We start from the raw sequence: 7386 nt of genomic DNA, 5'->3' as shown, positions 1-7386 counted from the left end.
TGTCCCCATCCCGGGCGAGCGATTTCAAGTCGTGCCCGCTGCTGTACCGGCTGCGGGCGGAGCGTTCGGCGTGCTCGCGCGAGCGCGGGTGGTCGCGCACGAAGCGCTCCCGCTCCTCGTGGAGCAGGGAGGTGAGGCGGTCACGGTCGAGCGAGCGGGGGGAGGCAACCGTCATGGCGTCACCGTAGGACCGCGGTCCGACAGTCCGGCCGTACGACTCGCCGCGGCGCGGCCACTACCCTGCGGACGTGACATCCGGCCCTGCCCCGGCGCCCCGACGCGAGCCCCGATCCACGCCCGGGTCCGGGTTGCGACCGGCATCCGGACCGGCGCGCGCCGTCGCGCCGGAGTCGATGCCCGGTCCGGGGCCGTCGTCGGGCATCGGATCGATGCCGGGACCGGTCGGCGGATCGGTCGGCGGATCGGTCCTGTGGTCGGGGCCGGGCCCGGGCTTGCGGTTCGCGGCGGTCCGGGGGTGGACGGTCGGCCGGATCGCCGGCGTCCGGATCGTGATTACCCCGTCCTGGATCGCGTCCGTCGCCGTCGTCGCGGTGCTCGGCGTCCCGGTCATCGGGCGGGTGGTGCCCGGGACCGGCCCGGCCGTGGCCGTGCCGGTGGCGATCGGCTTGGGGGTGCTGCTCGGGGTGAGCGTGCTGGCTCACGAGCTGGGGCACTGCGTGGTCGCCCGGTGGCTGGGCATCGAGGTCGTCGCGGTCCGGCTCTACCTGCTCGGCGGGGCCAGCGAGCTGGCCACCGGGCCGGCCGGCGCCCGGGACGAGGCACTCGTCGCCGCGGCCGGCCCGGCGGTCTCCGGCCTGCTGGCCGGCGCCTGCTGGCTGGTGCTGCAACCCGTGCCGGACCACACGCTGACCTGGCTGGTGCTGCTGCTGCTCGCCCTGTCCAACCTGGTGATCGCCGCGTTCAACCTGTTGCCGGCCCTGCCGCTGGACGGTGGCCGGGTGATCCGGGCCGGTGTGTGGGGACTGACCGGAAGCCGGCGGGCCGGCACCATCGCCGCCGTGGTGGGCGGCCTGCTGCTGGTCGGCGCCCTGCTCGGCTGGGCGGTGCTGCTGGTCGTGGCCGACGGCGCGGCGGCCCTGCTCCCGGCCGGCATCGCGGTGGTGATGGCCCTGTTCGTCGGCGCCGGGCTGGTCGCCGAGCGGTCCGACGGCGACGGGCCCGAGCGGACCGGCTCCGGGGCCGGGGCCACCGGACCGGCCGGCTGGCCGCCCGGCACGGAGCTGCCGTCGCTGGCCCGGCCGGTCGTCCGGCTCGCCGCCGACGCCCCGGTGCACACCGCGCTCGCCGCCGCCGCGCACGGTGTGGTCGTCCTGGCCGAGGCCGACGGGGTCGCCCGCGGCAATCTGGACGCCGGCCTGGCCCGTGACCAGGCCGGCCGTGATCCGCTGGCCCTGGCCGCCCTGGCCGCCCGGCCGATCACGCCCGAGGCGATCGTGTTCGCCGGCGACGACCCGGCCGACGTCCTCGCCCGCGCCCGCCGCCCCGGGCCCGAGATCTTCGTCCTGGTCGACGACACCGGCCTGCCGACCGGGGCGATCCGCGCGACGGACATCCTGGCCGTCCCGCACCGACAGGGAAGGAACCCCACCGCGTGAGCGTCTCCGGCGCATTCCGCCCCGGCGATCGGGTCCAGTTGACCGATCAGAAGGGCCGCAAATACACCGTCATCCTGGAGGAGGGCGCGACCTACCACACCCACCGCGGCGCGCTGGCCCACGACAGCCTGATCGGTCAGCCCGAGGGGTGTGTGGTCACCTCGGCGGGCGGCAGCCCGTACCTGGCCCTGCGGCCGCTGCTGACCGACTACGTGCTGTCCATGCCGCGGGGCGCCGCGGTCATCTATCCCAAGGACGCGGCGCAGATCGTGCACTGGGGCGACATCTTCCCGGGTGCGACCGTGCTGGAGGCCGGCGCCGGTTCCGGGGCCCTGACCTGCTCGCTGCTGCGGGCGGTGGGGGAGCAGGGTCGGGTGGTGTCGTACGAGGTCCGGCAGGACCACGCCGACCACGCCGTCCGCAACGTCGAGCGGTTCTTCGGGGGCCGGCCGGCCAACTGGACGCTGACCGTCGCCGACCTCAACGAGCACCGGGAACCGGTCGACCGGGTCGTCCTGGACATGCTCGAACCGTGGGCCGTCCTGCCGACCGTCGCCGACTGCCTCATCCCGGGCGGCGTGCTCACCGTCTACGTCCCGACGACCACGCAGCTCTCGCGGATCGCCGAGGACCTGCGGGCGCACGGCGGCTTCACCGAGCCGTCCGCCTGGGAGACGCTGCACCGGCCCTGGCACCTGGTCGGCCTCGCCGTCCGGCCCGAGCACCGGATGGCCGGGCACACCGCGTTCCTGCTCACCGCGCGCCGGCTCGCGCCCGGGGTGACCGCGCCCCGCCCGCAGCGGCGGCCGACCACGAGCGGGCGGTGACCGGCCCGGGCATCCGGGCCGCGGATTGTCGCGGTATGTCGGGCGGGTAACGATCCCGCGACGCGGGGCACGACCGCGGGGCGCCGACGACGGGGCCGCGGTCGGGCCCCACGGCACGGATCCGCCGGAAACTGCCTGGTCCGGCATCAGAACGGGTGGCGGGCGGCTCTGTCAAGCAGGTGGTGGCGGGCGCGGCCCGTGACCGGCGTCGCCCCCCGGGTTCCGGTCCCGGGGCGGAAGGCGCAGGTAGGCTTTGTTTTTGCAGCTCCATGATGAGGGAGGCACTGTGACCGGCTACGACTCCTCGGAAGAGGCCGACCGGGACGCGAGTCCCGCCGATGGTTACCGCCAGACCCCAGCGCAACTGACCGCTCAGATTCGGGTTCTCAACGACGAGATCGCCCAGCTGCGCCGGCGGCTGGCCATCACCCCGACGGACACCCGTCCGCTGGAACGCCAACTCACCGAGTCGGCCAACCGGATCAATGCGCTGTCCGAGCGCAACGAGAAGCTGGTCGTCACCCTGCGCGACGCGCGGGCGCAACTCCTGCAGCTCAAGGAGGAGGTCGACCGCCTCGCCCAGCCGCCCAGCGGCTACGGGGTGTTCGTCGCCGCCGGGCCGGAGGGCACGGTCGAGGTCTTCACCGGCGGCCGCCGGATGCGGCTCGCGGTCTCCCCGAGCGTGGAGATCGAGACCCTGCAGCGGGGCCAGCAGCTGCGGCTGAACGAGGCGCTCACGGTCGTCGAGGCGGCCCAGTTCGACGTCATCGGCGAGGTCTGCGCGCTGCGCGAGATCCTCGGTGGGGATCGGGCTCTCGTCGTCGGGCACGCCGACGAGGAGCGGGTGGTGCACCTGGCCGCCCCGCTGCTGGAGCTCGCGCTCAAGCCCGGCGACTCGTTGCTGGTGGACTCCAAGGCCGGCTACGCCTACGAGCGGGTGCCCAAGTCCGAGGTCGAGGACCTCGTGCTCGAAGAGGTGCCGGACGTCGCCTACGAGGACATCGGCGGGCTGACCAGGCAGATCGAGCAGATCCGCGACGCCGTCGAGCTGCCGTTCCTGCACGCCGACCTGTTCCGCGAGTACCAGCTGCGCCCGCCCAAGGGTGTGCTGCTCTACGGCCCCCCCGGCTGCGGCAAGACGCTCATCGCCAAGGCGGTGGCGAACTCGCTGGCCAAGAAGGTCGCGGCGCTGCGCGGCGAGGAGACCGTCACCAGCTACTTCCTCAACATCAAGGGCCCGGAGCTGCTCAACAAGTACGTCGGCGAGACCGAGCGGACGATCCGGCTGATCTTCCAGCGGGCCCGGGAGAAGGCCTCCGAGGGCACTCCGGTGATCGTGTTCTTCGACGAGATGGACTCGGTGTTCCGCACCCGCGGGACCGGCGTCTCCTCGGACGTCGAGACGACGATCGTCCCCCAGCTGCTCAGCGAGATCGACGGCGTCGAGGGCCTGGAGAACGTCATCGTGATCGGCGCCTCCAACCGGGAGGACATGATCGACCCGGCCATCCTGCGGCCCGGCCGGCTCGACGTGAAGATCAAGATCGAGCGGCCCGACGCCGAGGCGGCCCGCGACATCTTCGGCAAGTACCTGGTCGACCAGCTGCCGATCCACCCGGAGGACCTGGCCGAGTTCGGCGGCGACCGGGCGGCGTGCCTGGCCGGGATGATCCAGCACACCGTCGAGCGGATGTACGGCGAGACCGACGAGAACCGGTTCCTGGAGGTCACCTACGCCAACGGTGACAAGGAGGTCCTGTACTTCAAGGACTTCAACTCCGGCGCCATGATCCAGAACATCGTCGACCGGGCCAAGAAGTCGGCGATCAAGTCGCGGATCGAGACCGGGATCAACGGCCTGCGGGTGTCCCAGTTGCTGGACGCCATCGCCGACGAGTTCGCCGAGAACGAGGACCTGCCCAACACCACCAACCCGGACGACTGGGCCCGGATCTCGGGCAAGAAGGGCGAGCGGATCGTCTACATCCGCACCCTGGTCTCCGGCAAGCAGTCCGAGGGCTCGCGGGCCATCGACACCGCGTCCAACACCGGCCAGTACCTGTAGTTTCGGCCGGGTGGTCGACCCGATCTTCAGCACACCCAGCGCCCACCGGATCCGCCGACCGTCAGGTCGACGGCGGGCCCGGTGGGCGCTCGGCACGGCGGTGCTGGGTCGCCCGGCGTACATCAACACCGGCAGCGCCGGCGAGCTGCCGGCCGACCGGTCGGTCGAGTCCTACCGCGCGCACACCGCGGTGATGCTCGACGCCGCGGTGGCCGCCGGCGTCGACTGGATCGACACCGCCCGCTCCTACGGCCGGGCCGAGGAGTTCGTCGGCGACTGGTGGCGGGCCCGGGCCGCGGCCGACCCGGACTGGGTCACCCGGGCACCGACCGTCTCCAGCAAGTGGGGTTACCGGTACGTCGGCGACTGGGACATGCAGGCCGCGGTGCACGAGGTCAAGGACCACTCGGTCGCCCATTTCCGGGAGCAGCTGGCCCTGACCCGGGCCTGCCTGCCCCGGTTCAACCTGTACCAGGTGCACTCCCTGACGCTGGACTCGCCGCTGTTCGAGGACGACGACCTGCTGCGCGCGCTGGGGGCGCTGCGCGACGACGGGGTGGCGATCGGCTTCTCCTCGTCCGGGGCCCGGCAGGGCGAGATCATCCGGCGGGCGATGGAGATCGACGTCGACGGGGCCCGGCTGTTCTCCGCGGTCCAGGCCACCTGGAACCTGCTGGAGCCGTCGGCCGGCCCGGCGCTGCGCGAGGCCTCCCGCCGGGAGCTGACCGTCATCGTCAAGGAGTCGCTGGCCAACGGCCGGCTCGTCGTCGACCCGCCGGCCGCGCTGCGGGCCGCGGCGGACCGGCACGGGGCCACGGTGGACGCGGTCGCCCTGGCCGCGGTCGCCCAGCAGCCGTGGGCCGACCGGGTGCTGCTCGGCGCGGCCGGGGTCGACCAGTTGCACGCCAACCTGCGGGCCGACGCGGTCGAGCTGGCCGCGGACGAGCTGACCGCCCTGGTCGCGGAGCTGGCCATGGACCCGGCCGACTACTGGCAGGACCGCTCCGCCCTGAGCTGGCACTAGCCGTCCGCTCGCCCAGGGTTCGCTGATCAAAGCCGGGCCCGCGGCGGCGAAATGTCCGGTTCGGCGCGGGTTCGATCAGCGAACCACCGGGCGTCAGCGTTCCCCGGCCGACTCCTCGAGGGCCGTCAGCCCGGCGCCGAGCTCGTCCAGGATGCGTCCGGTCTCCACGACCAGCGTGCCCAGGAAGACCCCCCGGGACAGGTTGGCCGCCAGCATGTCGGCCAGGTCGGCGTTGATCGCGTCGATCCGCTCCCGGGCGATCGCGCTCGCCCGCCGGGCCGGCCCGGCGACCACGTGCAGGGGCGCGTCCTTCTCCGCCCGCCGGCCGGTGGGCGCGAACGCCTCGATCGCGTCCGCGGTGGCCAGCAGCATGGCCGACGCCATCGGCATCGGCAGCTGCCGGCCGTCCCGCTCGTCGATCTTGACCGACAGGTCCCGCACGGTCCGGGTGATCGTGCGGTTCTGCAGCTCCACCACCTGCAGCGTCTCGTTCGCCTGCCGCAGCCGCACCATCGCCGCCGCCCAGGACGCGCGGGTCGGGTGCAGCGACAGCGACTGGTCGGCCTTGCGGACCTCGGCCTCGGCGGATGCGGAGAGCCGGCCGAGGGCCCGCGCGTCGAGCAGCCACTCCAGGGCGTCCCGGCTCGGCCACGGCCGGACGATGCCGCGGGACAGGGCCGTCATCGAGTCGACGATGCCGTCGGCCAGGTCGGCCACCGACCGGGTGGCCGCGGCGACGTGGTTGGGCGGGATCACCACGAAGTTGACCAGCACCGCCACGCCCGCGCCGATCAGCGTGTCCAGGAAGCGCTGCTCGATCCCGGCGCTGCCCAGGGCCAGCACGAACAGGCCGTTGATGGGGATCTGCGCGGCCGCGCCCGGGCCCAGCCGCAGCACCTTGCCGGCCAGGAACCCGATCCCGGTGATGACCGCGATCGACCAGGCGTGGAGGCCGATCAGGCTGCCCAGCCAGATCGCCACCAGGATGCCCAGGGTGACCGCGAGCACCTTCTCGGCGGCGTCCCGGACCGATGCGCGCACGGTCAGCAGCGCGATCAGCGATGCGGTGATGGGCGCCCAGATCGGGGCCGGCGAGTCCAGCCACCACTGGGCCAGGGCCCAGGACAGACCGGCCGAGACGGCCACCTTCACCGTCTGCACGATCACGCCGCGATCGATGTCCAGCAGCTCGCCGATCGACCGTTTGCGTCGGGCGTCGGTGCCGCGCAGGGCCCGCCACCGGCGCCGGATCAGATCCAGGGACGTGGGGCCGGTCCCGTCCCGGGTGTCGGGCGAGGCTGCGCGATCCATGCCGCCGATCCTGCCGGACCGTCCGGCCTCCGATTCACCGGTCCGGGTCATTCACTAGATTCGAGGAATGACAGTGCGGCGCATCATGGGGACCGAGGTCGAGTACGGCATCTCGGTGCCCGGCGAACCCGGGGTCAACCCGGTGATCTCCTCCACCCAGGTGGTCCTGGCCTACGCGGCGTCGGTGGCCGCGCCGCGGGCCCGCCGGCCCCGGTGGGACTACGAGGTGGAGTCGCCGCTGCGGGACGCCCGCGGGTACGACCTCTCGGCCCTGTTCGGCGCGGCCGAACCGGACGTCGACGACATCGGCGCGGCCAACGTGATCCTGTCCAACGGCGCGCGGCTGTACGTCGACCACGCCCACCCCGAGTTCTCCGCACCGGAGGTCACCAACCCGCTCGACGCGGTGCTCTACGACAAGGCGGGGGAGCGGGTGATGGAGGCGGCGGCCCGGCTGGCCGCCTCGCTGCCCGGGTCCAAGCCGATCCAGATGTACAAGAACAACGTCGACGGCAAGGGCGCCTCCTACGGCACCCACGAGAA

General features: G+C 73.3%; 6 protein-coding genes. 5 read left to right on the top strand and 1 reads right to left on the bottom strand.

All coding sequences use genetic code 11. From position 1 onward, the window contains the following. Window positions 1-389 precede the first annotated feature (389 nt). The 4 genes from ACOJUF_RS15970 to ACOJUF_RS15955 all read left to right on the top strand — a co-directional run bounded on the left by ACOJUF_RS15970 (window position 390) and on the right by ACOJUF_RS15955 (window position 5532). The gene (locus ACOJUF_RS15970) at window positions 390-1616 is read left to right on the top strand and encodes a site-2 protease family protein (RefSeq protein ID WP_420122814.1); all 1227 of its coding nucleotides are present in this window, start codon (window positions 390-392) and stop codon (window positions 1614-1616) included. Next, window positions 1613-2443, top strand: coding sequence for a tRNA (adenine-N1)-methyltransferase (locus ACOJUF_RS15965; RefSeq protein WP_420122813.1), 831 nt, complete (start codon window positions 1613-1615; stop codon window positions 2441-2443). Before ACOJUF_RS15970 ends, ACOJUF_RS15965 begins: the two co-directional genes overlap by 4 nt. 364 nt (window positions 2444-2807) lie before the next feature. Then, entirely contained in the window at window positions 2808-4508 is a 1701-nt protein-coding gene (arc, locus tag ACOJUF_RS15960; protein WP_420122816.1) for a proteasome ATPase, read from the top strand. A 10-nt stretch (window positions 4509-4518) separates the two neighbouring features. Then, on the top strand, window positions 4519-5532 hold the full coding sequence (locus ACOJUF_RS15955) for an aldo/keto reductase (protein ID WP_420122812.1): 1014 nt from the start codon (window positions 4519-4521) through the stop codon (window positions 5530-5532). Between the two features lie 93 nt (window positions 5533-5625). On the opposite strand, the gene ACOJUF_RS15950 is transcribed toward ACOJUF_RS15955, so the two are convergent. After that, the gene (locus ACOJUF_RS15950) at window positions 5626-6843 is read right to left on the bottom strand and encodes an FUSC family protein (RefSeq protein WP_420122811.1); all 1218 of its coding nucleotides are present in this window, start codon (window positions 6841-6843) and stop codon (window positions 5626-5628) included. A 73-nt stretch (window positions 6844-6916) separates the two neighbouring features. Between ACOJUF_RS15950 and ACOJUF_RS15945 the strand changes: the two genes are divergently transcribed. Continuing rightward, the coding region (locus ACOJUF_RS15945; protein WP_420122815.1) for a proteasome accessory factor PafA2 family protein at window positions 6917-7386 on the top strand (470 nt) is incomplete at its 3' end.

It is taken from the genome of Nakamurella sp., assembly GCF_048594475.1.
GTDB lineage: Bacteria > Actinomycetota > Actinomycetes > Mycobacteriales > Nakamurellaceae > Nakamurella.
Note: the sequence above shows the minus strand (reverse complement) of the source record. Positions and strands in the feature narration are given on the sequence as shown.

Excerpts from the sequence above, each read along its gene's own strand:
- ACOJUF_RS15970 (WP_420122814.1), top strand. The coding sequence starts at position 390 with ATGCCGGGACCGGTCGGCGGATCGGTCGGCGGATCGGTCCTGTGGTCG.
- ACOJUF_RS15950 (WP_420122811.1), bottom strand. The coding sequence starts at position 6,843 with ATGGATCGCGCAGCCTCGCCCGACACCCGGGACGGGACCGGCCCCACG.